The following is a 25,061-nucleotide window of genomic DNA, read 5'->3' as shown; positions in this document are numbered from 1 at the left end:
GGGTAGGAGGGGCGACCGTAGCCGTACTCGATCACCATCGCAGGCGGGCTCACGTAAACGGGTTGATCCGGATAGGCAGGCTGGACGGCGTAGGTGGGTTGCGTGGGGTGCGTCCGATAGGTGGACGTGACCACCCCGGACTGCGAATACACGCCCTGCTGCCGGTAGGGGTCGGGCTGGGTGGAGTAGATCCTGCCCTGGTTGTTGCCCGCCAGGGGCTGAACGCTGAGCGCAATCCACGGTCCCGGATCGGCCTGGGTGCGGGTGTTGTACTGGCGCCCGGCATATTCATACACCACGTCGTAGCCCACGGTGCGGTCCTCGTAATAGGTTTCGGTGGTGCAGCGCTGCACGTTCTGGTAACGGGGCTGGCCGTTGCCTTCGATCTGGTTGCCCAGCACGGCGCCACCGATCACGCCCAGCGCGGTGGCGGCCGCGCGCCCGCTGCCATGGCCCACGGCATTGCCTGCCGCACCACCGGCAATGGCGCCCAGCAAGGCGCCAGCGCCCGAGTTGTGCGAACCGTTGTAAACGGTTTCGTTGCCGCATACCTGCTGCGGAATACCCACTTGTTGCACCACGGGTGTGGCCGACAGCACGCGGCCCTGCTCCTGCGCTGACACGACAGTGGTCACGGCGAGCAAGGCAGTCAATAGGGCGATTTTTTTCATGAGGGAACTCCTGACAGTTCGGTACACAACGCACCAGACCCGAAAAAAGTTGAGGCCCGGGGCATCAATCTGCCGACACGGCACCGTAAAGCTGGGTAAAGAACGCTGGAGCGGTGCGGTCCGTCGCCGCTTCATTCCTTCATCTTTTCATTCATCTGGAAGCGCTGCTTGCTGTTCTTGCCACTGCGCTGCATCAAAGCCCACCGTGATGGAAGTGCGTTGGCCCTGGCGCCACTCCACCACCGGGCGCTTGATGACGCTGGGCTGCGCCTGCATCAGCTGGCTGGCGCTGGCATCGTCTTGCACGGCCGCCTGGGCGCCGGGGTCCAGCTTGCGCCAGGTGGTTCCCTGCCGGTTCACCAGCTTTTGCCAACCCACGGCGGCCAGCCAGTCGGGCAGGCGCTCCGCAGGAACGCCTTGCTTCTTGAAATCGTGGAAGGTGTGGTCAAGCCCCTGCCCAGTGAGCCAGGCGCGCGCCTTTTTGACTGTGTCGCAGTTCGGGATTCCGTACAGAGTGATGAGGGGTGTTTTCATGGCTGCCATCATCCGCTAAGCGACAATTGGCCGCGTATGCAAACCAAAATTCACACACTGGAAGGCTGGCTCCGCCATTGCGAGCTGCTGCACCCGCAGAACATCGACATGGGCCTGGAGCGGGTTCGCGAAGTGGCCACCCGCATGGGCCTGCGTTTTGACTGCCCTGTGATCACCGTTGCCGGCACCAATGGCAAGGGCTCTACCTGCGCCATGCTGGAGGCCGTGGCCGAGCAGGCCGGTTTTCGCACCGGGGTCTACACCTCGCCGCACCTGGTGCATTTTGAAGAGCGCTGCCGCGTGCATGGCGAAGCTGTAAATGCTTCTGATCTGATAGCGCACTTTGAAGCGGTGGAAAGCGCAAGAACGCTCAATGGCAATGATGTTTCGCTGACCTATTTTGAGTTCACCACGCTGGCCATCCTGCGCCTGATGAGCCATTCGCTGCTGGATGTGGCCATCCTGGAGGTGGGGCTGGGCGGCCGGCTGGACGCCACCAACATCATCGACGCAGACTGCGCCATCATCACCAGCATCGACATCGACCACACCGAATACCTGGGGCCGGACCGCGAAAGCATCGGGCGTGAAAAGGCCGGCATCATGCGCACGGGCCGCCCGGTGATCGTGAGCGATCCCATGGCGCCGCAAAGCGTGATCGACCACGCGCGCGAAATGGGGGCCGACCTCTGGCGCTTTGGTCACGACTTCAATTTTTCGGGCGACAAGCAGCAATGGAGCTGGGCCGGGCGCGGGCGGCGTTATGCCGGGCTGGCCTATCCGGCGCTGCGCGGGGCCAACCAGCTGGTGAATGCCTCGGGGGTGCTGGCGGCGTTTGAGGCGCTGCGCACACGCCTGCCCGTGACGGCGCAGGCCGTGCGCAATGGCCTGGCACTGGTTGAATTGCCGGGCCGTTTTCAGATCGTGCCGGGGCAGCCGACACTGGTGCTGGACGTGGCGCACAACCCGCATTCCGTGGCGGCGCTCACGGCCAACCTGGATGCCATGGGCTATTTCCCGGCAACGCACGCCGTGTTTGGCGCCATGGCCGACAAGGATCTGGCCCCCATGCTGGCCAAGGTGGGGCCGCTGGTAGACCACTGGTATTTCACCGATCTGCCCACGCCACGCGCCGAAACGGGCGCTGTCTTGCAGCAAAAATGGAATGCGCTGCAGATGGTGTCCGGCGAGCGGCGGCAGGTGACCTCCAGCGTCCACGCCGACCCCTTGCAGGCCCTTCAGGCAGCGGTGGCTGCGGCAGACCCCGCTGATAGAATTGTGGTCTTTGGCTCGTTTTACACGGTGGGTGGTGTGCTGATCAACGGAATCCCCCGCCTGCACGCCAAACATCTGGGCGCATAAGCTCCGCACGAGTCTCTACTCCATGGCATTTTTCAAGTTTCGGTGGCCCGGTCAGAGTGAACAGGCCGACAAGCCGGCCAAGCGCTCCCGTTCGGCCCAAGCCGAGAGCATCGAAGTCATGCGCCGGCGCGCACGGCATCGTCTGATCGGCGCTGCGGTGCTGGTTTTGCTCGGCGTGGTGGGCTTTCCGTTGCTGTTTGATACCCAGCCACGCCCCATCCCGGTGGATATTCCCATTGAGATCCCCGACCGCAACAAGGTAGCGCCGCTGGTCGTGCCAGCGGCAACGCACGATTCACCTGCAACGCGGTCCGCTGTGTCGCAGTCCAGATCGCCAGCGGCCGCATCATCGCAGGCACCGGAGCGCAGCGCTGCCGGGGCTGGGCTGGGTGACGGCGAGGAGCTGGTGGCCAGCCGCCGCAGTGCAGACAAGCCGGCGGCGGGAGAGCCTGCAGCGGAAAAGTCCACCGCCAAGCCGGATGCCAAGCCAAAGCCCGCAGCGTTGCCCGAGCCGAAGCCGGAGCCCAAACCCAAGCCAGAGCCCAAGCCGTCTGTCCCCGAGCGTAAGCCTGCGGCGGTCGATGAGTCGGCGCGGGCCCGGGCCTTGCTGGAAGGGCGCTCTGCACAGCCCGCCGCCGGTGCACAAGCCGAGGAAGGCCGGTTCATCGTTCAGGTAGGCGCCTTTGCCGATGCCGACAAGGCCCGCGAGGCGCGCACCAAGCTGGAGCGGGCTGGGCTCAAGACCTACACCCAGGTGGTGGATACCAAGGACGGAAAGCGCGTGCGTGTGCGTGTGGGGCCCCTGACCAGCCGCGCCGAAGCAGACAAGGCCGCCAGCCGCATCAAGGGACTGGGGTTGTCGGCCTCGGTGTTGACGCTGTAACTGCCGGCGGTTTCTCCATTGCTCACCATGGCATCGCTGGACTGGATTTTTGCGGTGGTACTGCTGGCATCGATGGCGATCGGCGCGTGGCGGGGCCTGGTCTTCGAGGTGTTGTCAGTAGCAGGCTGGGTGGCGTCATTTTTTGTGGCCCAGTGGTTTGCCCCGGACATGGCGGCCGTGTTGCCACTGGGGGATTCCGATGGCGCACTGCGCTATGCGGCCGGCTTCATCGTGGTCTTTGTCGGGGCAGTGTTTGCCTGCGGATTTCTGGCCTGGCTGGCCAAGAAGCTGGTGGATGCCATCGGTTTGCGTCCGGCAGATAGAACGCTGGGGGCGGTGTTTGGTGTGGTGCGGGGGGTGGTGTTGTTGCTGGTGGTTGCCGTGGTGGTGGGCTTGACGCCCTTGCATGAGGCGGCGTGGTGGCAGGAGTCGCACAGTGCACCGGTGCTGGGTGGCATGCTCAAGAGCCTCAAGCCTGCATTGCCCGAAGAATTTGGAAGGCATTTGCCTTCGTGACAGGGGGGTGGCCACAAGCCGCTGCCAAAAAATTGCCGCGGGGCTGTTCCCGCAAATGGATGGAATCGAACTATGTGTGGAATCGTCGGCGTCGTCAGCGCAGCGCCCGTCAATCAGCTGATTTATGACGCCTTGCTGCTGCTGCAGCACCGGGGCCAGGATGCCGCAGGCATCGTGACCCAGCAGGGCCGCAAATTCTTCATGCACAAGGCCAAGGGCATGGTGCGAGATGTGTTTCGCACGCGCAACATGCGGGCCTTGCCGGGCAATGCGGGGTTGGGCCAGGTGCGCTATCCAACGGCCGGCAACGCCTTCAGCGAAGAAGAGGCGCAGCCGTTTTACGTGAATGCACCGTTTGGCATCGTGCTGGTGCACAACGGAAACCTGACCAATGCGCTGTCCCTGCGCAACGAGCTCTTTCAAACTGACCACCGGCACACCAACACCGACAGCGATTCGGAGGTGTTGCTCAACGTGTTTGCCCATGAGCTCGAGCGCGCGACCCGGGGCGTGCCGCTGCAGCCCGAGGACGTCTTTACGGCGGTGCGTGCCGTGCATAAGCGCATCAAGGGTTCGTATGCCGTCATCGCACTGATCGCCGGGCATGGTCTGCTGGCTTTCCGCGACCCCCACGGTATCCGGCCGCTGGCCATGGGGCGCAGCCAGGATGGCACGGTGATGGTGGGCAGCGAATCGGTGGCGCTGGAGGGCACGTCGCACGTCTTCGAGCGCAACATCGACCCGGGCGAGGCCATTTTCATCACGCTCGACGGCAAGGTGCATGCGCGCCAGTGTGCAGAGAACCCGCAGCTGAACCCCTGCATTTTCGAGTTTGTCTATCTGGCGCGGCCCGATTCGGTGCTCGACGGAATTTCGGTCTACCAGGCGCGGCTCAACCTGGGCGAGGCGCTGGCCAAGCGGGTGGTGTCCACCGTGCCGCCGAACGAGATTGATGTGATCATTCCCATCCCCGAGTCGAGTCGTCCCAGCGCAACCCAGCTGGCGCATCTGCTGGGCATTCCCTACCGCGAAGGGTTCGTGAAGAACCGCTACGTGGGCCGCACCTTCATCATGCCGGGGCAGGGCGTGCGCAAGAAATCCGTGCGCCAGAAGCTCAATGTGATTGGCAGCGAGTTCAAGGGCCGCAATGTGCTGCTGGTCGATGATTCCATCGTGCGTGGCACAACCTCGCGCGAGATCGTGCAGATGGCCCGAGACGCCGGTGCCCGCAAGGTGTATCTGGCCAGCGCTGCGCCGCCAGTGCGCTACCCCAATGTGTACGGCATTGACATGCCCACCAGCAGCGAGCTGGTGGCCCACGACCGCACGGTGGAAGAGGTGCGCCAGGCCATTGGCTGTGATGCGCTGATCTACCAGGATGTGGACGGCATGAAGCGGGCCATCGGTTCCCTGAACCCGGCCATCGTGGGGTTTGATGCCTCGTGTTTCGACGGCGTGTATGTCACCGGAGACATCACTGCGGACGACATTGCGCGCCTCAACGAAGGCCGCGTGGGCGTGGAGGAGGGTGAAGAAGACACCTCCCGCCTGGCACTGCCCAACGCGCAATAGAGCCACGCGCGATGATCGAGGGCCGGGTTTCGCAAGGAGCCCGCTCTTGTTGCCGACCCCAATAACGACGCCGGGCCCATGCCCCGGCCTGACTGCCATGACTGAAAACCAATCCCCCGCACACGTGCGCACCCGTTTCGCGCCATCGCCTACCGGCTTCATTCACCTTGGCAACATCCGCTCGGCGCTGTACCCATGGGCGTTTGCGCGGGCCACCGGGGGTGATTTCATCCTGCGCATCGAGGACACCGATCTGGAGCGCTCCAGCCAGGCGGCAGTGGACGTGATCATCGAAGGCATGGCCTGGCTGGGGCTGGATCACGATGAAGGTCCGTTCTACCAGATGCAGCGCATGGACCGCTACAAAGCCGTGCTGGCTGAACTGCAGGCGGCCGGACATGTCTACCCGTGCTACATGAGCGTGGCCGAACTCGATGCCTTGCGCGAAAAGCAGATGGCCGACAAGGAAAAGCCACGCTATGACGGTACCTGGCGCCCAGAGCCCGGCAAGACGTTGCCTGCGGTGCCCGAAGGTGTGCAACCCGTGCTGCGTTTTCGCAATCCGCAGGGCGGCGTGGTGGCATGGGACGACAAGGTCAAGGGCCGCATCGAGATCCGCAACGACGAACTCGACGACCTGGTGATTGCGCGCCCCGACGGCACGCCCACCTACAACTTCTGTGTAGTGGTGGACGATATCGACATGGCCATCACGCATGTGATCCGTGGCGACGACCATGTGAACAACACACCGCGTCAGATCAATATATTCCGCGCCCTGGGCAAGGAACCGCCGGTGTATGCCCACCTGCCCACCGTGCTCAACGAGCTCGGCGAGAAGATGAGCAAGCGCAATGGCGCAAAACCCGTCACGCAATACCGCGATGAAGGCTATCTGCCCGATGCCATGGTGAACTACCTGGCGCGCCTGGGCTGGAGCCACGGAGATGACGAAATCTTCAGCCGCGAGCAGTTTCTGCAGTGGTTCAACCTCGACCACCTGGGGCGCAGTGCTGCGCAGTTCGACGAAGCCAAGCTGCGCTGGGTGAATGCCCAGCACCTCAAGGCCATGGCCGATGATGCACTGGCGGCCCTCGTCGCCCCCCAGTTGGAGAAGCGCGGCATTGCTGCTTCAGACTTGGCCGATGGCCGTTTGCCCCGCATATGTGCCTTGTTCAAGGACCGGTGCGATACCACCGTGGCCCTGGCAGACTGGGCGTTCGTGTTTTATGGACCCGTTTCCCCTGCGCAGGCAGAGCTTGCCCAGCATGTGACCGATGCCATTGCGCCTGCTTTGGATGCGTTGGCTGATGCGTTGGCTTCATGTGACTGGGACAAGGCTGCCATCAGCGCGGCGTTCAAGCAAGTGCTGGCGACACATGGGCTCAAGATGCCTCAACTGGCCATGCCCGTGCGGGTTCTGACCGCGGGGTCCGCCCACACGCCATCGGTCGATGCAGTGCTCGAACTGGTGGGGCGTGAAAAAGTTGTCGCACGTTTGCGAAACCGCTAAAAATCTGTCTATAATTCAAGGCTCTGATGACAACGATTGCAATGTGAACGTTGTTGCCAAAGGGGGGTATAGCTCAGCTGGGAGAGCGCTTGCATGGCATGCAAGAGGTCATCGGTTCGATCCCGTTTACCTCCACCAAGGTTTGTCAGTAGTTATCGGTTAGTTCCAAGGTTTTGACCCCATCGTCTAGAGGCCTAGGACATCACCCTTTCACGGTGAGTACCGGGGTTCGAATCCCCGTGGGGTCGCCAAGTTGTAGCGCTTGGCTTGCGTGAAGAATGCAAGCAAAAGCTGCCTGCCAGGAGTGGTAGTTCAGTTGGTTAGAATACCGGCCTGTCACGCCGGGGGTCGCGGGTTCGAGTCCCGTCCACTCCGCCAGTCAAAAGCCCTTGCAGGTCTTTGATATGCAAGGGTTTTTCTTTGGCGAGAGCCAAAGAGGTTTGGGGGTATAGCTCAGCTGGGAGAGCGCTTGCATGGCATGCAAGAGGTCATCGGTTCGATCCCGTTTACCTCCACCAAGGTTTGTTAGTAGTTATCGGTTAGTTCCAAGGTTTTGACCCCATCGTCTAGAGGCCTAGGACATCACCCTTTCACGGTGAGTACCGGGGTTCGAATCCCCGTGGGGTCGCCAAGTTGTAGCGCTTGGCTTGCGTGAAGAATGCAAGCAAAAGCTGCCTGCCAGGAGTGGTAGTTCAGTTGGTTAGAATACCGGCCTGTCACGCCGGGGGTCGCGGGTTCGAGTCCCGTCCACTCCGCCAGATAAGAAACCGCTGCAGTCGCAAGGCTACAGCGGTTTTTTTGTGTCTTGGTGCGACTAAAACCCCGCAAATTTCCGTTTGCGGGGTTTGTGTTGAATTGGCTTCTGGCGCTTGATGGGTAAGCGTCAATAGCTATTAAATTAATAGCAAAATCTTGTTCAACGCGGAGCCAGGCGGATGGCACCGTCCAGGCGAATCACCTCGCCGTTGAGCATGTCATTTTCAAAGATATGCTGCACCAGCTTGGCATAGTCCTGCGGCGTGCCAAGGCGGCTGGGGAACGGCACGCCGGCTGCGAGCGCGTCCTGCACTTCCTGGGGCATGCCAAACAGCATCGGGGTGCCAAAGATGCCGGGTGCAATGGTCATGTTGCGGATACCGTTGCGGGCCAGGTCGCGTGCAATGGGCAAGGTCATACCCACCACGCCGCCCTTGGACGCGGAATAAGCGGCCTGGCCAATCTGGCCGTCATAGGCGGCCACGCTGGCGGTGGAGATCATCACGCCGCGCTCTCCGGTGGACTCGGGGTCGTTCTTGCACATGGCCTCTGCGGCCAGACGGATCATGTTGAAGCTGCCAATCAGGTTTACCGTGATGGTCTTGCTGAAAACGGCCAACGCGTGGGCGCCGTTCTTGCCCACGGTTTTTTCTGCAGGGGCAATGCCTGCGCAGTTGACCAGACCCATCAGCTTGCCCAGCGAAACGGCCTTGGCCACCACGGCCTGACCGTCGGCTTCGTTGCTGACATCACATTTGACGAATGCGCCGCCAATGTCCTTGGCCACTTGTTCACCCTTGTCCGTCTGCATGTCGGCGATGACTACCGTGCCACCCTGTGCGGCCAACATGCGCGCGGTGCCTTCGCCCAAGCCCGATGCGCCGCCGGTCACGATGAATACCTTGCCCTTGATTTCCATGTTCTGTCTCCATTGAATGACGTTGACGTAAACGTCAATTATCACCCAGGCATTCGGGCTTCAACGGGCAAAAAAATGCCCAGCCAGAACTGGGCATTTTTACAAGATCCCTGCGCAGCAGGGCGCGCAGAGGAGGGCGATTACTGAAAACCCACCCGGTCCAGCATCTGCTGCACTTTGGTGATGTTGGCGCCCACCGCGCTGATTGGAATGGTTTCGCTCTTGAAGGGTTGGCCTTGCGTCATGGCCTTGAGCGCCGGATTGTCGATGTTCAGGCCCTTCGCTGCAGGCCATTCATTGTTGCCGTTGGCAAAGTAGTTTTGCGCTTCTGCGCCGGCCAGATATTCGAGGAACTTGACCGCGTTGGCCTGGTTCTTCGCATGGCGGGCCACGGCGCCGCCAGCAATGTTCATGTGGGTGCCCCAGGACTGCTGGTTGGGGAACACCACACCCACCTTGTTGACCACGGCAACGTCTTCAGGCTTGCTGGAGCGCATCATGCGTGCCAGGTAGTAGCTGTTGGTGACAGCAATGTCGCATTCGCCTGCTGCTACGGCCTTGATCTGGTCGGTGTCGCCACCCTTGGGCGCGCGGGCAAGGTTGGCCACCATGCCTTTGAGCCATGCCTCGGCCTTCTGCTCGCCAAGGTGCTCGGTGACAGAACCGAACAGACTCAGGTTGTAGGGGTGCGAGCCCGAACGAATACACAGCTTGCCCTTGTTCTTGGGATCGGCCAGCTCTTCGTAGGTGTCCACGTCACTTTTCTGGACCTTGGCCTTGTTGAACACGATCAGCCGCGCACGGGTGGACAGGCCGAACCACGAAATGCCACCGTCGGCAACCGGCAGACTGCGCAAGTTGGCGGGGATGGCGTCTTCCAGCACCTTGGAGCGGATAGGCTGGAACAGGCCATCCATTTCTCCCCGGTAAAGCCGGGCTGCATCGACCAGCAGGATCACGTCTGCGGGGGAGGCAGTTCCTTCCGCTTTCAGCCGCGCCAGAATGCCCGCATCGTCCGCATCCACCCGGTTGATCTTGATGCCAGTGGCCTTGGTGAAGCCGGTGTACAGCGCTTCATCGGTGGAATAGTGACGAGCCGAGTAGAGATTGACCACCTGTTCCTGGGCGGTGGCGGCACCTGCAGCAGCGGCCAGGGCGCAGGCGGTGAGCAGGGCTTTGACGGTCTTCGACATGGAGTGCATCTTTTGGAGGTTGGAAATCTTGATGATAAAGCAAACGCGAATTATTCGTAATAAAAACCACGTTGCAACCCAGTGCATATGCTGCGCTTGACGCGCAATGCCTTCACCAGGAAGTGGCGCGCTGGCGGGATTGACATCTTCAGGGGGCGTCTGCGCGGCTGAGGAAATCCCCCTGCCAATGGCAGGCGACTTCCAGCGAACTGTTCAGGCGCAGTGAATGCAGGATTGGCCTGCCCGGAGGGACTCGAACCCCCGACCTATAGCTTAGAAGGCTATTGCTCTATCCAGTTGAGCTACGGGCAGATGGATTTGCTGGGCGCCTGGGGCAGCGCCTGGCGTGCAGTGAGTCAGATTGACTCCAAGGGTGCGAATCATACCCGCCGCACGGCTGGGTTCTGGTGGTTGGGTGGCATTTTGCCGCTGAGTCGTGATTACAGTTATAACAACTCTTCTCCCCCACCTTTGGCCACTCTGGCCGCATGGACCATGCCGCACAGCCTGAACCTCATCAACACCATTGCTGCCGCGCTGGGCCTGGCGCTGGTGTTGGGTTTTCTGGCCACGCGTGTGCGGCTGCCGGCGCTGGTGGGCTACCTGTTGGCGGGTGTGGTGATTGGCCCGTATACCCCCGGTTTTGTGGCCGATGCCGCCATGGCCAGCCAGCTGGCCGAAATTGGCGTGATGCTGCTGATGTTCGGGGTGGGGCTGCATTTCTCGCTGGGCGATCTGTTGGCGGTGCGCAAGATTGCGGTGCCCGGGGCAGTGGTGCAGATCATGGTGGCTACCGCCCTGGGCATGGCCGTGGCTTCGTGGTGGGGGTGGAGTCTGGGTGGGGCTTTGGTGTTCGGAATTGCGCTGTCGGTGGCCAGCACGGTGGTGCTACTGCGCGCGCTGGAAACCCTGGGCATTCTCGATACCTACACCGGCCGCATCGCGGTGGGCTGGCTGGTGGTGGAAGACCTGGCCATGGTGCTGGTGCTGGTGTTGTTGCCGCCGTTGTCCGGCGTGCTGGGCGGCAATGCTGCCGCAGCCACGTCGGTCAGCATCTGGCAAACGTTGGGGTGGACGCTGCTGCAGGTGGGCGGGTTTGTGGCGCTGATGCTGGTGGTGGGGCGGCGGGTGTTTCCTTGGGTGTTGTGGCAGGTGGCGCGCACGGGTTCGCGCGAGCTGTTTACGTTGTGCGTGGTGGCGGCGGCCGTGGGCATTGCGTTTGGATCGGCTGTGCTGTTTGGGGTGTCGTTTGCGCTGGGTGCCTTTTTTGCCGGCATGGTGATGCGCGAATCCGAATTCAGCCACCGGGCAGCGCAGGAGTCTTTGCCGCTGCGCGATGCGTTTGCCGTGCTGTTTTTTGTCTCGGTGGGGATGTTGTTCAACCCCTCTGTCATGTGGGAGCGGCCATTGCAGGTGCTGGCCGTGGTGGCGATCATCATTGTGGGCAAATCGCTGGCGGCGGCCGCTTTGGTGTTGGCGTTTCGGTATCCGCTGCACACGGCGCTGACGGTGTCGGCCAGCCTGGCGCAGATTGGCGAGTTTTCGTTCATTCTGGTGGGGCTGGGTGCATCGCTGGGCTTGCTGCCGCCCGAGGGCGCCAGCCTGGTGCTGGCTGGAGCGCTGATTTCGATTGCGCTCAATCCGCTGGTTTTTCGTGCCATAGCGCCGCTGCAAAAGTGGCTGCTGGCGCGCTCGGCCCTTGCGCGGCGGCTGGAGCAGCGCGACGACCCGCTGGCCGAGTTGCCCACCAGCACGGACGAGCGTTATCTGGCGCGCCAGGTGGTGCTGGTGGGCTATGGCCGCGTGGGGTGGCGTGTGGCCAGTGTGCTGGCTGCGCACAACATCCCGCTGGTGGTTGCCGAGCAGAACCGTGAACTGGTCGAAAAGCTGCGGGCTCAGGGCATGGCGGCCGTGTTTGGCGACGCGGTGGAGCCGGCGGTGTTGATCCAGGCCCACATCGCGCGCGCTCACATGCTGGTCATTGCCACGCCCGATACGCTGAATGTGCAGCAGATCATTGCCACTGCACGCCTGCTCAATCCCGGCATTGAAACCGTGGTGCGCAGCCACGGCGAAGAGGAGGCGGTGCGCCTGGAGAAAGAGTGTGGCAGCACGGTTTTTATGGGCGAAGAAGCTTTGGCCCAGGCCATGGCGGGCCATGTGCTGGCCCGCGCGGCCGCGTGGGGCGGCAACGCCACACCTCCCGGCGTGCTGCATGAATCGGCTTGAATTGTAGCCAAATTGGCCTGTAGCCCTTATGTATCAAGCGCTACATGCTATTGTTTTTGATTGTTCGATGCACTTGTGTGCAGTGCGCAGCGAATGCCCTGTTCGCCATGATCGGCTTATTCGTCCGATTCTTCAAACACCAGCGAGGGCACAGTCATGACGCGTGCCGTGCTGCCCAGCTCGTCAATCAGGCGGTTGGCGAAATAGCTGCTTTGGGTGTCAGGCTCCAGGGCCGCAACGGCCAGATGGGCCAGACCCTGGTTGAGCGGCACATAGAAACTGCCGGCTGGCACATCAATGGCGCTGCGCACCGGCGTCACCTGGGTGCGGATGATGCTGGAGCCACCTGCGATGGTGCCGCGCACATCCGTGCGTTCGGTGGTTTCGCGCGCGGTTTCATGGTAAGTGTCGGCCAGCAACGCGCCGGGTTCCGCGATACGCAACACCTGCACGCCCAGCATTTGCAATCGCTCAACCGCTGCGGTGGCATGGGCTGCCAGCCAGTAGCCGCAAGGCCGGGGGCGCGATTTGACGGGCCGCAGGGCGAGCGATGAATTCCAGTCCACTTTCAGGGTGCGGTCTGCGCCGGTGTCGGGGTCGAGCATGGTCAGCTCCCGCTGCATGGGTGTGGCCTGGGCCTCTATCACCACCTGGCCCTTGCATGCCTTGGAGGCTGTGTCCCGCGCGACATAAGAGCGCACTTGTTCCAGATCGGCTGCGCGCTCTGCGGTGCTGCGCAGGGCGCTGGTGATGGTCGTGACCTGGGTGTGAACCCGGCGCTGGATGTGCAGGCGCCCCAGGCCCACGCCACGGGTTTCGACCAGCAGGCTGACGGCGTTTTTCAGGCCGTTCACGTTGCGGCCGGTGTCGGGTTGCACGCCGCCCATGGAGATGCGCTTGTCGTCAGGCTGGGTCGAGGTGGTGTAGTACCACTCGCTCGACATGCCCTGGGACTGCAGTGCGCCGAGCATGGGCTGGTGGTACCACTCCTGCGATGCCTTGGTCAGAAACTCGTGGTAGTTGGCCGTGGTGGTGTATTGCAGCAGGGCGTCGTAGCGCTGAATGGCGTTGAACTTTTGCAGATAGCGCCCTGCCACCGTGAATTCGTGCGCATCCAGAACCAGAATGGGGCGGTAATCTCGCACCACGCGTGCCAAGGCCCGGGCTTCGGGGGTGTTCAGCAACAGGTGATCGCGGTTCATGTCCACGCCATTGGCGGTGGTGCGATTGCCGTTGGTGGCGCCATCGGGGTTGGCACGGGGAATCACCACCACGTTGATGCGATCGAGCAAGGGTTCAAGCAGGCCCTGTGCGAGTTCTCGGGCAACCACCAGTAGCGCTTCGCTGCCCGCGGGTTCGTCCCCGTGCTGCTGGCCGATGAGCACCACCGTGGAACGGCCATTGGCCTCCAGGCTGGCCATGTCCATGCCTTTGGCGCGCGTCAGGAGCAGGCCCAGAATCGGTTCGCCTTGCTGCGAGGCACCCAGTTGCAGAACACTGGCCTGCGTGGGGCCCCTTGGCGCAGCATTAGCGATGTTGTGCAGCCATTGCCCCAGTTCGGAGTTGGTAGTGAAACCGCGCCGTTCGGGGGCGAGCCCAGGTGTGCTGTATTGGGTGGACGGTTCGGCAAACCGAGCGGCCACGGCCGGGCCATAGGGGGCAGCCGCAGCGCTTGCGGGGGCGGCTGGCGTGGGCGCGCCGACCTGCAGTGGCGTGACCACCACGTTGTCGCGCACCTGCCCCAGAGGCGCCGGCACCACGACGCCACGTTGCACGCGTGGCATGGACTCGGCTGTTGTGGAGCGCGCCGCAGTAGGCGTGCCGGGCCACGGGGGAAGCGGGGTGCTGGCGCATGCGGACAGCAGCAAGGCCACCAGGGCCAGCGAACCGCGCCACGGCAGAGGGTGCCCAATCCGTGGTGCTGGCTGTGCGGCCTTGGCGGGGGTTGAAACAGACAGGGTGTGGCGCTGGGTCATGGTGTGCTTTGCTTGGGATACTGTCGGGCTTGGCGCGATGTTAACTGCGCCTGCTGCCAGCGGCGTGTCGGCGGACACCGCGCGGTCCCTGCCAAGGCCCGATTAGCCGGATTGCAACGCACGACCTGACAGCACCTGCACACCCGAGGTGCCATGCCGCACAGCGTGCACCAGTGCATGTGCCACATCGCGCGCAGCCACGGCACGGTAATTGGCGGGGATGAGCGGGCGCAGCCACTGCAGGAGCGCCAGCGAAAGGGACTCGCCCCGGCGCGGGGTCTGGTGGAGCGGTTGTCTGTTGCCTGCCAGCACCGAAGGTCGTGCGATGACCAGGGTGGAGAAACCCAGGGCCTGCAGGTCCCGTTCCATTTCACCTTTGATGCGGCTGTAGAAAATGCGCGACTGCGGGTCGGCGCCCATCGCGCTCACCACACCGCAGCGCGTGGCGCCCGCCCGTCGAGCGGCCTGCGCGGTGGCCAGCACGGCGCTGTAGTCGATTGCACGGAAGGCGTTCTGGCCGCCCGCCTCTGCCATGGTGGTGCCCAGCGCGATGTAGACATCGTCCACAGGCGGCAAAGAAGGCAGCGCCGAAAAATCAACGGCATGCACCACCACATTCCTGGCGAGGGCAGCAGGCGCCCGGCGCCCCGCTGCATGCAGGATGTGGATGGGTGCGCCGTCAAGGCTGGCTGTGCCTGGGGCGTTTTCAGCGGCTAAAAGAGCCGCGATTACCTCCCGGCCCACGAGACCCGTTGCCCCGGCCACCAGAGCCACCCGTGCCACCGCCATAGCCACCACCTCCCGAATTGCCACGATATCCACCACCGCCACGGCGGCCGCTGCCAGCCATGCTGTCCACACTGGTGCGCATGGGGTCGGGTTGACCGCCTGCCGCGTGGCCTGCGTTGCGCTGACCCGGGTTGCTGTGGCCCGAATGCGTGCCCAGATGGGCATTGGGACGAGGAGGTTGTGCGTCGTCGTAGCGGTTGCCACCACCGCCTTCGTAGCCGCCGCCACCGGCTGGTGGGCGTGCACGACCGCGTGCCGGTGCCTGGGCACCCCCACGCGCGCCGCCGCCCTGGCCACCACCGCCGCCGCCACGGCCGGAGCGGGGTGCATTGCCGCCGCCACCGCCGCCAGCAGCCTGGCGCGGGCCGCGTTCACCACCGCCGCCACCCTGGCCAGCCTTGTTGGTGCGGATGCGATCCATCATTTCGCTGCGAGCCGCCTTGGCAGCCGCTTGCATGACATCGCGGCTTGGCGGTTTGCCTGCACCGCCCCAGATGGTCTGGCGGCCCATGGCAATGGGCTCTGCCTTCTCGCCCGCGTCGGGTCCAAATCCTTCGATCACCTGCACGGGAATCTGCTGCTTGGTGAACCGCTCGATGTCCATCATGAAACCTTCCTCGTCCATGCAGACCAGGCTCACGGCTTCACCACTGTTGCCCGCGCGGCCGGTACGGCCGATGCGGTGCACGTAGTCTTCCGACACGTTGGGGATTTCGTAGTTGACGACATGTGGCAACTCGTCGATGTCGATGCCGCGTGCTGCAATGTCGGTGGCGACCAGGGCGCGGATGTCACCGCTCTTGAAGCCGGCCAGAGCCTGCGTGCGGGCGCTCTGGCTCTTGTTGCCATGCAGGGCCATGGCGTTGACGCCGTTCTTGGTCAGAAATTCGGCCACATTGTTGGCGCCGAACTTGGTGCGCGTGAACACCAGCACCTGGCTCCAGTTGTGCTGCTGGATGATGTGCAGCAGCACCTGCTTTTTCTTGCCGCGACCGACGGGGTGGATCACCTGCGTGATGCGCTGCACCGTGGTGTTGCTGGGCGTGACCTGGATGCTTTGCGGGCTCTTGAGCAGGGTGTTGGCCAGCTCGCGGATCTCGTCGCTGAAGGTGGCCGAGAACAGCAGGCTTTGCTTGTCCTTGGGTACAAGGGCCAGCACCTTCTTCACGTCGTGGATGAAGCCCATGTCCAGCATGCGGTCGGCTTCGTCGAGCACCAGCACCTGCACGGTCGACAGGTCCAGGAAACCCTGCTGCTGCAGGTCGAGCAGACGGCCTGGGGTGGCCACCAGGATGTCCACGCCGCGCTTGATGCGGTCGATCTGGGGGTTCATGCCCACACCGCCGAAGACGACGGTGGAGTTGATATCGAGGTATTTGCCGTATTCGCGCACCGACTCTTCCACCTGGGCCGCGAGTTCGCGGGTGGGTGTAAGAACCAGGGCACGAATGCCCTTGCCGCCAAACTTGTTCTTGGGCGCAGCGCTTTGCGACAGGCGATGCAGCATGGGCAAGGTAAACGCGGCGGTCTTGCCGGTCCCGGTCTGTGCGCCGGCCAGAAGGTCATGGCCCGCCAGCACGGCAGGAATGGCCTGCGCCTGGATGGGCGTGGGGGTCTCGTAGCCTTGTTCGAGCACAGCCTTCAAAAGGGCAGGAGCCAGATTCAGTTCTTCAAATTTCATGTCGGTGAATGCACCCGTCCGGGGCGCTGGGTATCGGCCTGTCGTGGCAACCGGTGGGTTGCCGAGCCAGTCTTAGGCAGATGAGGTTCAAGAGTGGGAGCCCGGAAGATGCCCTTCCTTTGTCCCCAGCAGATTGCTGATGTGGCGGGCAACTGGAGCCCACAACGGCGTGTATTGTCGCATGGGCCGATAATCGCAGTTTGAACGCAGAATTTCTGCCCACTTTTGCAGGTTAGAGAACGAATGGCCCAATACGTATTTTCCATGAACCGTGTCAGCAAGACCGTGCCGCCCAAACGGCAGATCTTGAAAGACATCTCCCTGAGCTTCTTCCCGGGCGCCAAGATCGGTGTGCTGGGGGTCAATGGCTCTGGCAAGTCCACTTTGCTCAAGATCATGGCGGGCGTGGACAAGGAGATCGAAGGCGAGGCCATTGCCATGCCGGGCATCAAGATCGGCTATCTGCCCCAAGAGCCGCAGCTCAACCCCGACCACACGGTGCGTGAAAGCGTTGAGGAAGCCATGGGCGAGGTGTTCGCTGCCAAGGCCAAGCTCGAAGAGGTGTATGCCGCTTATGCCGACCCGGACGCCGATTTCGACGCGCTGGCCGCAGAGCAGGCCCGTTTGGAAGCCATCATTGCCACCGCTGGCACCGATTCCGAGCACCAGCTGGAAATCGCCGCCGACGCGCTGCGCCTGCCCGCGTGGGACGCCAAGGTAGGTGTGCTGTCGGGGGGCGAAAAGCGCCGCGTGGCGCTGTGCCGCCTGCTGCTGTCCAAGCCCGATATGCTGCTGCTCGACGAGCCTACCAACCACCTGGACGCAGAATCGGTGGACTGGCTGGAGCAGTTCCTGCAGCGCTATCCCGGCACGGTGGTCGCCATCACCCACGACCGCTACTTCCTGGACAACGCGGCCGAGTGGATTCTCGAACTCGACCGGGGCCATGGCATTCCGTACAGGGGTAACTACAGCGACTGGCTCACCCAGAAGCAGGCGCGCCTGGAATCCGAGCAAAAGGGCGAAGAATCGCGCGCCAAGGCCCTGAAGAAGGAACTCGAATGGTCGCGCCAGAACCCCAAGGCCCGCCAGGCCAAGAGCAAGGCCCGCCTGGCACGGTTCGAGGAACTGTCCGACTTCGAATACCAGCGGCGCAACGAAACGAATGAAATCTTCATTCCTGTGGCCGACCGTCTGGGTACCCAGGTGATCGAGTTCAAGAACGTCACCAAATCGTTCGGCGACCGTGTGCTGATCGACAACCTGACCATGAACGTTCCTGCTGGCGCCATCGTCGGCATCATCGGCCCGAACGGGGCCGGTAAATCCACGCTGTTCAAGCTGATTGCCGGCAAGGAAAAGCCCGACAGCGGTGAAGTCGTCATTGGCTCGACCGTGAAGATGGCCTTTGTGGACCAGCACCGCGATGCACTGGCCAATGACAAGACGGTCTGGGAAGACATCTCCGGCGGCCTGGACATGATCAACATCGGCAAGTTCACGATGGCCAGCCGCGCCTATGCGGGGCGGTTCAACTTCAACGGCGGCGACCAGCAAAAGAAGGTGGGCATGCTTTCGGGTGGTGAGCGCGGTCGCCTGCACTTGGCCAAGACGCTGATCTCGGGCGGCAATGTGCTGCTGCTTGACGAACCCTCCAACGATCTGGACGTGGAAACCCTGCGCGCTCTGGAAGACGCTTTGCTGGAGTACGCCGGCACGGTGCTGGTCATTAGCCACGATCGCTGGTTCCTCGACCGCATTGCCACCCACATTCTTGCTGCCGAAGGTGACAGCCAGTGGACCTTCTTTGATGGCAACTACCAGGAGTACGAAGCCGACAAGAAGCGACGCCTGGGTGAAGAGGGCGCCAAGCCCAAGCGCATGCGCTTCAAGGCACTGAAGTAAGCAAAGAGGGCTTGCAGTCAAGTAGCATTGCAACTGGAAGCTTTTCTTTCCTCCTCCCAACATGCCTTTAACTGCGCCCCGATCGAGAACGGTGTTCCGTGCCTGTGTCGTCAACGCCGTGCGCGCGGGCGAAGCACTCATGGTGCAACTGGTCAAAGTCACCAAGGGCGCTTTGTCGGGGGAGGAGTCGACTACCCGCGATATTCAGCGGCGTTCTCTGGTGGGTGATGCGCTGCGGTTGCTGACCCAACACGAGGCCGCCCTGGCCAAGGCCTATCCGATGGCCTTGCTCGAAATTTTTGCCGAAGGGCCCTCCAAGGCAGGCGCACGCACGGTGGACGACACCGGCATGGATTTCGGTGAGCTTTCGCTCATGGACGAAACCGAGATGCAGGACCAGGTGGAGCTTTCCCGGGCACAGCAACTGGCCGCGCATGCCACCGACGCTGTGCTGACGGAACTCAACACCCTGGTCAGCTCGGCACAGGGCTTGCGCAGTGTGCAGCCCGAACGCAATCCGCTGCGCCCGGAAAACTACATTCGCGCATTGCAGAGGGTGGTGGCCGAAACCGGGGTGGAGCCGCCAGTGCGGCAACTGTGGATGCAGCACATGCGCGAAGTGCTGGGCCAGTTGCTGGTGGCGGAATACAAGAGCGCCTCCGCCAGCCTGCGGGAGCATGGAGTCGAGCCTGTGGGATATGCGGTGCTGGGCATGCCCTCAGGGTGGGCTGGACGCAGCGGCTACGGTGCTCCCAACCAGAACACCGGCTATGGCGGGGGCTCTTCGACCGGCTACGGTGGGCATTCCATGGCTGCCCCCGTGAGTGAGTACGGCATGCCTGGATCGTACGGGCGGGGCATGGGCGGATTGACCGGCTGGCAAGGTGAATCGCAGCAGGCACCCATTTCCTCGGCAGCCGAGGAGGCCTTGTTGACCGTGGGCATCCTGCGCCAGATGCTGGCAGGCGGTGGTGACCCCTATGCCTTCGATGCGCGCGCCTATGCTGGAGGGGTATCGCAACCCGTCAGCTTGCACTCCGCATGGTCCGACCCGCGCGGCGGTGGTGCCAGTGCGCAGGCGGGACTGACGGGCCAACCCAGTGGGTATTTCCCCTCCGGTGCCGTCGCCGAGGCGATGCAGGACATGGCCCAGCTCGAACGCCTGGTGGGACGCCTGTCCGGCAGTCCTGCGGCAACTGGCACAAACTGGCGCGGACCGGGCGCTGCCCCGGTAGCGTATGTGGTTCCCTACGCGCCCCCGGTGGATGGCCAGGCCTATTCGCCGGCTGTTGCCGTCGAAGTGGTGGGCCGCATGATGGACAACATTGCGCAGGATGGGCGCTTGCTTGCCCCGGTTCAACGCGCGGTGCAAAACCTCGAACCGGCGATCAAGCAGCTGGTGCAGCATGACGGGCGCTTCTTCACCGACGAGACGCATCCGGCGCGGCGGTTGCTGGATGAGTTGACCCAGCGCAGTCTTGCTTTCAACACCGAGAGCGCGCAGGGGTTCAGCCAGTTCATGCGCTTGCTGAACCAGGCGGTTGAGCATCTGGCTACCACGGAAATTCAGGATGAGGGGCCTTTTGACACGGTGCTCAAGGCGCTGCATGCGGCCTGGGACACCCAGGAGCAAAAGGTCAAGTCCCAGCAGCAGGCCAAAGAAAAAATGCTGCTGCAGGCCGAACAGCGTGAAATGCTGGCCGAAAAGATTGCGGCCGATATCCGCAGGATGCCGGATCTGGAGCAGGTGCCTCAAGACATTCTGGACTTCGTCACCGGCCCGTGGGCCGATGTGGTGGCGTTGGCCCAGGTGATGCAACCCGAAGGCCTGAACGGTACGGAGGGCGACCCCGGGGGGTATCTGGCACTTGTGCCCCTGCTGCTGTGGAGTGCGCAGCCCGCACTGACGCGCGCCGAACCCGACCGCCTCACCAAAGCCATCCCTGGCATTCTGACCACGGTGCGCACGGGGCTCAAGACGATCCAATACCCTCCCACCCGGACGAGCAGTTTCATGCAGCGGCTGGTGGGCCTGCACCAGGAGGCTTTTGATAAGCCAGCCCCTGTCGCAGACGCTCCCGAGCCCGAGCCCGAACCACCCGTTGTCGAACCGGTGAGTGAGGTGCCGGCGGTGGAGGTTTCGGAAAGCGCGCCACCAGACAGCGCGCCTGCCGAACCTGTGGAAGAAAACCTCTACGCCGATTTTGTTGTCGGTGTCTGGGTGGAGCTGATCACCAACCGCCGTGCGGTGCGCACCCAGCTCACCTGGGCCAGCCCCCACGGAACCCTGTTTCTGTTTACGGCGGCCGACGGCAGCACCCAGTCCATGACGCGGCGCATGCGCAACAAGCTGGCATCCGACGGGGCCCTGCGCGTGGTAGCCGATGCGCCGACGCCCATTGCCCGCCCCGCCGAGGCGAAGGTAAACGCGCCCTGGCCACCTGCCAAGCCCGGCAAAGCCCGCTGACCACGCCTGCAAAGGCAAGCACGGACAAGCACACAGGGCGGGATGTCCGCCAGCCTTACGGTGCAAGCACCTTCAGGTGCGCAAAAGCTTTTTGCGGACCAGGTGAATGTGGTTGCGCAGGGCATACAGCTCGTCGGCATACGACAGCGGCACGCTCACTTTTTCGGCCTGGGCCTCCAGCGTGTCGAGCGCCACCAGCAGGTCTTGTGGCGAGGCTTTGCCCGATTCAAAGTCGTTTTCGATCTCGCGCAGCCGTCCATACCAGCGGAACACCCGCGAACGCACCCGGAACTGGTAGATCGGTGGCACCACCCGTGACAGCGGCAGCATCACCGCCAGCAAGATGCCCAGCACCAGCCACATGCGCTCGATCAGGTTGGCAATCCAGAAGGGCAGATAGCGCTGTAGCAGGGGCACTGGTTCGTTGATGGCGCGCTCACCTTCCTTGGCAATGGGCAATTCACCGTGCCGGGTGCTCGGAAACTCGCGCGCTCGGTTGAACCAGCCCGCGCTGCCGTGCAGCGCCTGCGCGCTCTGGGCAAAGAGCGTCAGAAGCGCCGGGTGGGTGCCCTCCCGGGCCACCAGCGATGTGGTCGATGCCACCAGCCGCACATCGTGCGCGGGCACATTGCCCGCCAGATCCACCACGCCACGGGGCAGGGTCACGGGGGTGAGAAACGGAAATTTGCGGCCATAGGCCTCGTGCTGGGCAAAATCCATGAGCCGCACACCAGGGGTCTGCAGAAGCATCTGCACCATGAGGGATTCCGGCGCCGATGCAAATACCAGTGCATCCAGCTTGCCCGCCAGAAAGGCCATCGTGGCGGGTGTCTGCTCCAGCCGGGACAGTTTCACCTGCCCTTTCTCCACGCGGTTCGCATCGAGCAATCGGTCTATCAGGGTGGGCACGCCGCTGCCTTCCGAGCCCACGTTCACGCGCAGGCCCCGCAGTTGGCGCAGACTGTCGAGCCGTCCGCTGTCAGTCACTTTCAGGCCGGCATCCGTGCGATAAAACAGCCAGACCGGTTCGACAAACAGGCTGCCCAGCGACACCAGGAGATCAGGGTCGTCTGGCTGCAGCTCTGCGGTGCCGCCCTGCACAAAGGCCAGATCGGCCTTGCCCTCGCGCAACAACTGCAGGTTGGCCGATGAGCCCTCGCTGGGCAGCAGCAGCACCTCGATGCCGTCGGCGGCCAGGGCTTTCTGGTAGCGCTTGCCAAACTCTTCGTAGGCGCTTTGCGCGGGGCCGGTGGCCAGCGTAACCTGGTTGGGCGGATTGGGGTTCAGCCACCAGTAGGCGGCCACCAGCAGCCCCAGGGCCAGGAAGGCCAGCGGGCCGGCAGAAACGATGAGGTCGCGCAGGGTGAGCAGGGTGTTGCGAAAAGCCTGGGGCATGGGTCTTATGGTGAATGGCGCCGACGGCGCGGGTCAGGCCAGATCGGCCGCGCAAGGCAGTTGCAGGCCATCGGCGGTGGTCAGGGCCTGTGCGGCCCGCACCGCGCGGGCCGTGGCAATGGCCGTGGCTTCGGCCGCCATGGTGGTCAGCACCAGCATGCCGGGGTGTTTGCCCGAAACGCCGGTGCCCAGGGTGAACAGCGTGTCGCCATCGGACATGGTGTGCACCGGGTTGATGCTGCGCGCCAACCCGTCATGGGCGGCCACCGCCAGGCGGTGGGCCTGCACCTTGGTGATGGCGGCATCGGTGGCCACCACGCCGATAGTGGTGTTGGTGCCGGCCAGCAAGGGTTGTGGAGGCTCGCCGCGCAGCAGGGCGCGGCGGGTGTCGAGCAATCGCAGGCCGTCTTCGGTGCGGGCGCCGGCAATCACCTGGGCAGTGTCGGGGTCGAGCACGTCACCCAGGGCATTGCAGGCAATCAATGCGCCCACGGTGACGCCACCCACGGTAATGGACGCGGTGCCCACGCCGCCCTTCATGGCCCGCTGTATGCCAAAAATCTTGCCGACCACGGCGCCGGTGCCAGCGCCTACATTGCCCTCGGCAGGATCATTGCGCGATGCGGCAGCACACGCGGCATAGCCGGCAGCGGCGTCGGGGCGGATGCGCATGTCGCCCACCAGCAAGTCAAACAGCACCGCGGCGGGCACGATGGGCAGGCGGCCTACCGCCACGTCAAAGCCCACGCCGCGTTCCTCCAGCCAACGCACGGCGCCGGTGGCGGCTTCCAGCCCCCAGGCGCTGCCGCCGGCGAGCACGATGGCGTGCACCTTTTCAACCAGATTGCACGGGTCGAGCAGGTCGGTCTCGCGCGTGCCCGGTGCTGCGCCGCGCACATCGACACCGCCCACGGCGCCTTCGCGCGCCATGACCACGGTGCAACCGGTGGGGCGGCGCGCGTCGGTGAAGTGGCCCACTTCGATGCCGGCCACGCGGGTGATGCTGCCAGCGTCGCTGGGGGGAAGGCTTGCGTTCATGGGCGGTGATTATGGTGCCCGCCCAGGTCCGAGGGTGTCTGCCTCAGGTCTTGTGCCAACACCGTCGCGCCGTTTGCACAAGGGTGCAGCGGCTTGCGCTGTGGACGCTCAGAGAGCGCCCTCGCCGGGTGCCTTCAGCGTGCGGCTTCCATGCGCGTGACGATGTAGGCCCCGGTGTGCTGTTCCACCCGGAACCGCACCTTATCGCCGGGTTTGAAGGGGGCGAGCATGCTGGCGTCGGTCACGCGGAACACCATGGTCATGGGCGGCATGCCCAGGTTTTTGATTTCGCCATGGCGCAGGGTGACCTTGCCGGTGCGCGGGTCCCAGCGGGTGATTTCGCCATCGCTCAGATCACTCTGGTCTGCCGATGTGCCGCGTGAGTTGTCCTGTGCAGCCGGTGCTGTGGCAGGGTGGTGGCTGTCATGGCCATCCGCCGGGGCCTGCGCCAAGGCAGGGCCCAGCACGCTGGTCAGCAACAGCGCAGCAATGGAGTGGGCAAGGGGCTTCATGACGAGGCCTTCTGGTTGTAGCTTCTGAAAATGCGGGTGCTGCCATCGCGCGCCACCAGCAGCACGTCGTAGGGATCGCGGCGGTTGCCGTATACCGCGCCGTCCATGCCGGGCGATCCCACGGGCATGCCCGGCACCGTGAGGCCCAGCGCCTTGGGCTTTTGCTGCAGCAATGCGCGCACGTCGCTGGCGGGCACATGGCCCTCGATGAGGTAGCCGCCCACCAGCGCGGTGTGGCACGAGCCCAGTTTTTGCGGCAGACCCAGGCGTGCACGCACCGCGTTGTTGCCGGTGTCGTGGATGGTGAAGGTGAAGCCGTTGGCCTGCATGTGCTCTATCCAGTCGTGGCAGCAGCCGCAGTTGGGGTCTTTCCATACCTCCACCGGGGTGCCTGTGGCGGCGCGCACCAGGCGCGGTGCAACCAACACTGCGCCTGCCAAGGGCAGTGCGGTCAGCAGGAGATGGCGTCGGCTCAGGCCGCGGTGGAGTGCGGCGGGGGCTGCAGAAGTTGCGGTTTTGAACATGGTGAAGTCCTTCGATGTAAATAGTGGGATGAACAGAGGGGCAAGTCAGCGGCTGCGCGGCCGCACCGTGATGGTTCCTGTCATGCCGGCCTCGTAGTGGCCGGGGATCAGGCAGGCAAAGTCAAAGGTGCCAGGCCGGTTGAAGTGCCACACGATGTCGCCGCGCTGGCCTGCGCGCACATGGGCCATGTAGGGCGCGTCGTGTTCCATACCCGGAAACTTTTGCATCATCTGCGCATGCTGGTCAAGTTCGGCCTTGGTGCCCAGCACGATCTCGTGCAGCACCTTGCCCTTGTTCTCGGCGCGCAGGCGCACGGTGTCGCCTTCCTGCAGCTCGATGTGGGCCGGGGTAAAGCGCATGTCGTCGCTCATGCGCAGGGTGATGGTGCGGCCAACGGCCTTGGCATCGCCCGCAATGCCCCAGTCTTTTTGTTCCTTGGCCGCGGGGGCGTCAGAGGCATGGTGGGGCATGTTTTCATGGCCAAAAGAGGCGCCAGCGCTTATGTATAAAGCGCAAGCAGCTATAAATTTGATAGTATTCATGGAGATCCTTGTTCAGTGCTGGTGGCCGCTGGCCGCGGGTTTGCGTGCGTTGGCAGCGCCTGGTGCGGCGCCGGGGGTGTCGG

Annotated in this window: 20 protein-coding genes and 7 tRNA genes; 14 read left to right on the top strand and 13 right to left on the bottom strand. The window is 63.5% G+C overall.

What is annotated here, in order from left to right; all coding sequences use genetic code 11:
- Both DTW89_RS12955 and DTW89_RS12950 read right to left on the bottom strand, forming a co-directional pair.
- Positions 1 to 671, bottom strand: a 671-nt coding sequence (locus tag DTW89_RS12955) for a glycine zipper 2TM domain-containing protein (RefSeq protein WP_201741001.1), incomplete at its 3' end; no start/stop codon positions are given.
- 147 nt (positions 672 to 818) lie between these two features.
- Positions 819 to 1,217 carry an ArsC family reductase gene (locus tag DTW89_RS12950; RefSeq protein WP_442858112.1) on the bottom strand — a complete coding sequence of 133 codons (399 nt, stop codon included), beginning with the start codon at positions 1,215 to 1,217 and terminating at the stop codon, positions 819 to 821.
- A gap of 24 nt (positions 1,218 to 1,241) precedes the next feature.
- On the opposite strand from DTW89_RS12950, the gene folC reads away from it, so the two are divergent.
- The 11 genes from folC to DTW89_RS12895 all read left to right on the top strand — a co-directional run bounded on the left by folC (position 1,242) and on the right by DTW89_RS12895 (position 7,809).
- Positions 1,242 to 2,567, top strand: coding sequence for a bifunctional tetrahydrofolate synthase/dihydrofolate synthase (gene folC / locus DTW89_RS12945; RefSeq protein ID WP_114656243.1), 1,326 nt, complete (start codon positions 1,242 to 1,244; stop codon positions 2,565 to 2,567).
- 22 nt (positions 2,568 to 2,589) lie between these two features.
- Complete coding sequence (locus DTW89_RS12940) at positions 2,590 to 3,450, top strand: SPOR domain-containing protein (RefSeq protein ID WP_024814779.1); 861 nt, start codon at positions 2,590 to 2,592, stop codon at positions 3,448 to 3,450.
- A 27-nt stretch (positions 3,451 to 3,477) separates the two neighbouring features.
- Complete coding sequence (locus tag DTW89_RS12935; protein ID WP_024814780.1) at positions 3,478 to 3,966, top strand: CvpA family protein; 489 nt, start codon at positions 3,478 to 3,480, stop codon at positions 3,964 to 3,966.
- 72 nt (positions 3,967 to 4,038) lie between these two features.
- Entirely contained in the window at positions 4,039 to 5,538 is a 1,500-nt protein-coding gene (gene purF, locus DTW89_RS12930; RefSeq protein WP_024814781.1) for an amidophosphoribosyltransferase, read from the top strand.
- 97 nt (positions 5,539 to 5,635) lie between these two features.
- Complete coding sequence (gene gltX, locus DTW89_RS12925) at positions 5,636 to 7,051, top strand: glutamate--tRNA ligase (protein ID WP_111864352.1); 1,416 nt, start codon at positions 5,636 to 5,638, stop codon at positions 7,049 to 7,051.
- Positions 7,052 to 7,113: 62 nt separating this feature from the next.
- Positions 7,114 to 7,189: transfer RNA gene (locus DTW89_RS12920), tRNA-Ala, on the top strand.
- A gap of 37 nt (positions 7,190 to 7,226) precedes the next feature.
- Positions 7,227 to 7,302 (top strand) — tRNA-Glu (locus DTW89_RS12915).
- Positions 7,303 to 7,352: 50 nt separating this feature from the next.
- Positions 7,353 to 7,429: transfer RNA gene (locus DTW89_RS12910), tRNA-Asp, on the top strand.
- Positions 7,430 to 7,493: 64 nt separating this feature from the next.
- Positions 7,494 to 7,569, top strand: a tRNA-Ala gene (locus tag DTW89_RS12905).
- A gap of 37 nt (positions 7,570 to 7,606) precedes the next feature.
- Positions 7,607 to 7,682: transfer RNA gene (locus tag DTW89_RS12900), tRNA-Glu, on the top strand.
- Positions 7,683 to 7,732: 50 nt separating this feature from the next.
- Positions 7,733 to 7,809, top strand: a tRNA-Asp gene (locus tag DTW89_RS12895).
- Between the two features lie 158 nt (positions 7,810 to 7,967).
- Here DTW89_RS12895 and DTW89_RS12890 read toward each other — a convergent pair.
- The 3 genes from DTW89_RS12890 to DTW89_RS12880 form a co-directional block, all read right to left on the bottom strand.
- Positions 7,968 to 8,726, bottom strand: coding sequence for a 3-hydroxyacyl-CoA dehydrogenase (locus tag DTW89_RS12890; protein WP_111864350.1), 759 nt, complete (start codon positions 8,724 to 8,726; stop codon positions 7,968 to 7,970).
- Positions 8,727 to 8,866: 140 nt separating this feature from the next.
- Positions 8,867 to 9,919: a Fe(3+) ABC transporter substrate-binding protein gene (locus DTW89_RS12885; RefSeq protein WP_024814784.1), complete on the bottom strand. Its 1,053-nt coding sequence runs from the start codon at positions 9,917 to 9,919 to the stop codon at positions 8,867 to 8,869.
- Positions 9,920 to 10,154: 235 nt separating this feature from the next.
- A tRNA-Arg gene (locus tag DTW89_RS12880) sits at positions 10,155 to 10,231 on the bottom strand.
- Positions 10,232 to 10,414: 183 nt separating this feature from the next.
- Between DTW89_RS12880 and ybaL the strand changes: the two genes are divergently transcribed.
- The gene (gene ybaL / locus DTW89_RS12875) at positions 10,415 to 12,148 is read left to right on the top strand and encodes a YbaL family putative K(+) efflux transporter (RefSeq protein ID WP_114656244.1); all 1,734 of its coding nucleotides are present in this window, start codon (positions 10,415 to 10,417) and stop codon (positions 12,146 to 12,148) included.
- 116 nt (positions 12,149 to 12,264) lie between these two features.
- On the opposite strand, the gene DTW89_RS12870 is transcribed toward ybaL, so the two are convergent.
- From DTW89_RS12870 to DTW89_RS12860, 3 genes are all read right to left on the bottom strand, one after another.
- On the bottom strand, positions 12,265 to 14,124 hold the full coding sequence (locus DTW89_RS12870; protein ID WP_114656242.1) for a M14 family metallopeptidase: 1,860 nt from the start codon (positions 14,122 to 14,124) through the stop codon (positions 12,265 to 12,267).
- Positions 14,125 to 14,226: 102 nt separating this feature from the next.
- Positions 14,227 to 14,733, bottom strand: a complete 507-nt coding sequence (locus tag DTW89_RS12865; RefSeq protein WP_330863504.1) for a nucleoside-diphosphate sugar epimerase — start codon at positions 14,731 to 14,733, stop codon at positions 14,227 to 14,229.
- 97 nt (positions 14,734 to 14,830) lie between these two features.
- Positions 14,831 to 16,594, bottom strand: coding sequence for a DEAD/DEAH box helicase (locus tag DTW89_RS12860; RefSeq protein ID WP_024814788.1), 1,764 nt, complete (start codon positions 16,592 to 16,594; stop codon positions 14,831 to 14,833).
- 243 nt (positions 16,595 to 16,837) lie between these two features.
- On the opposite strand from DTW89_RS12860, the gene ettA reads away from it, so the two are divergent.
- Together ettA and DTW89_RS12850 are read left to right on the top strand one after the other, a co-directional pair.
- Entirely contained in the window at positions 16,838 to 18,499 is a 1,662-nt protein-coding gene (ettA, locus tag DTW89_RS12855) for an energy-dependent translational throttle protein EttA (protein WP_114656240.1), read from the top strand.
- Between the two features lie 61 nt (positions 18,500 to 18,560).
- Entirely contained in the window at positions 18,561 to 20,966 is a 2,406-nt protein-coding gene (locus tag DTW89_RS12850; protein ID WP_114656239.1) for a DUF1631 family protein, read from the top strand.
- 72 nt (positions 20,967 to 21,038) lie between these two features.
- Here DTW89_RS12850 and DTW89_RS12845 read toward each other — a convergent pair whose 3' ends face one another.
- The 5 genes from DTW89_RS12845 to DTW89_RS12825 form a co-directional block, all read right to left on the bottom strand.
- Positions 21,039 to 22,361: a TAXI family TRAP transporter solute-binding subunit gene (locus DTW89_RS12845; RefSeq protein WP_114656238.1), complete on the bottom strand. Its 1,323-nt coding sequence runs from the start codon at positions 22,359 to 22,361 to the stop codon at positions 21,039 to 21,041.
- A 33-nt stretch (positions 22,362 to 22,394) separates the two neighbouring features.
- Positions 22,395 to 23,399 carry a P1 family peptidase gene (locus DTW89_RS12840; RefSeq protein ID WP_114656237.1) on the bottom strand — a complete coding sequence of 335 codons (1,005 nt, stop codon included), beginning with the start codon at positions 23,397 to 23,399 and terminating at the stop codon, positions 22,395 to 22,397.
- Positions 23,400 to 23,533: 134 nt separating this feature from the next.
- Positions 23,534 to 23,911 carry a copper-binding protein gene (locus tag DTW89_RS12835; protein ID WP_114656236.1) on the bottom strand — a complete coding sequence of 126 codons (378 nt, stop codon included), beginning with the start codon at positions 23,909 to 23,911 and terminating at the stop codon, positions 23,534 to 23,536.
- Positions 23,908 to 24,435 carry a DUF411 domain-containing protein gene (locus DTW89_RS12830; RefSeq protein WP_114656235.1) on the bottom strand — a complete coding sequence of 176 codons (528 nt, stop codon included), beginning with the start codon at positions 24,433 to 24,435 and terminating at the stop codon, positions 23,908 to 23,910. The genes DTW89_RS12835 and DTW89_RS12830 overlap by 4 nt, the downstream gene beginning before the upstream one ends.
- A 45-nt stretch (positions 24,436 to 24,480) precedes the next feature.
- The gene (locus tag DTW89_RS12825; protein ID WP_114656234.1) at positions 24,481 to 24,978 is read right to left on the bottom strand and encodes a cupredoxin domain-containing protein; all 498 of its coding nucleotides are present in this window, start codon (positions 24,976 to 24,978) and stop codon (positions 24,481 to 24,483) included.
- Between the last annotated feature and the right edge of the window lie 83 nt (positions 24,979 to 25,061).

Origin of the sequence: Acidovorax sp. BoFeN1 (assembly GCF_003345135.1) — a bacterium.
GTDB lineage: Bacteria > Pseudomonadota > Gammaproteobacteria > Burkholderiales > Burkholderiaceae_C > Acidovorax > Acidovorax defluvii.
The sequence above is the reverse complement of the archived record's forward strand: the minus strand, read 5'-3'. Positions and strand labels throughout refer to the sequence as shown.